2 pseudogenes are annotated in these 742 nt (G+C 70.4%); both read right to left on the bottom strand.

The window, feature by feature from the left end:
• A pseudogene (locus G3I71_RS45115) lies at window positions 1–535 on the bottom strand (hypothetical protein); the annotation flags it as partial.
• Window positions 532–742, bottom strand: a pseudogene (locus G3I71_RS45110) (hypothetical protein); the annotation flags it as partial. The pseudogenes G3I71_RS45115 and G3I71_RS45110, both read right to left, overlap by 4 nt.

Here is a 742-nt window from a genome sequence, read left to right as displayed (position 1 = left end):
CGTCGTCGAGCGAGCGGGCGGACGCCGCCGGCAGCCCCTGAAGGAGGTACCCCCGGCCGGCCTTCGGCCGCCAGGCGGACAGATCCGCCATCGCGTCAAGGCCCGTGATACCGCCTTCGCCGTGCCTTTCGGCGAGAAGGGCGAACGCCGTCGTGCCGGCGCCCGTTCCGGCCCGCGCCCGGAGCAGCACGATCCGGCTATCGAGCGCCTTTCGGCAGCGTGCGTACGAGGGCGGTACGACGAAACCGTACAGCCGGCCGCGTACCTCTTCGGCGGGATAGGGCCCCTCGCGCAGGCGCGGCTTGAGGATTCGCTCGGTGGCTTCGTCGTTCCACGCACTGATGTTCAGGTACGTGAAGTCACCTGCCACGTTGCCCATCAACGCGACTCCGCTCTGCACCCGTTGCCGGCTGTCACGGAGGGAACTCTGCTGACCGGTTCCCGATCCGCCCGACGGATCGGGCTGATCGGCATTCGGTTGGGCGTCCGGCCCGACGTCCGGCTCGACGGCGGCCGGCCCGGGTTCGGCGTTCACCGGTGGTCCCCGTCGCGGGCTCGCTTGTCCCCCGCGACGTTGTCTCCGCTGCCCCAGTGCTGGTTCCTTCCGCGGTACGTCGTCGCGGGCGCGGTATACGTGAAGTCACGGCCGACGTTGCCCATGAGTGCGGCGCCTTCACCGACGTGCTGGGTGTTTCCGCTGTACTCGGTGCCGGAATCCTTGTCCGGTGCCCCGGCGGGCGTC

The sequence above is a fragment of the Streptomyces sp. SID12501 genome (assembly GCF_010550245.1).
GTDB lineage: Bacteria > Actinomycetota > Actinomycetes > Streptomycetales > Streptomycetaceae > Streptomyces.
This window is presented reverse-complemented; position numbering and strand designations above follow the sequence as displayed.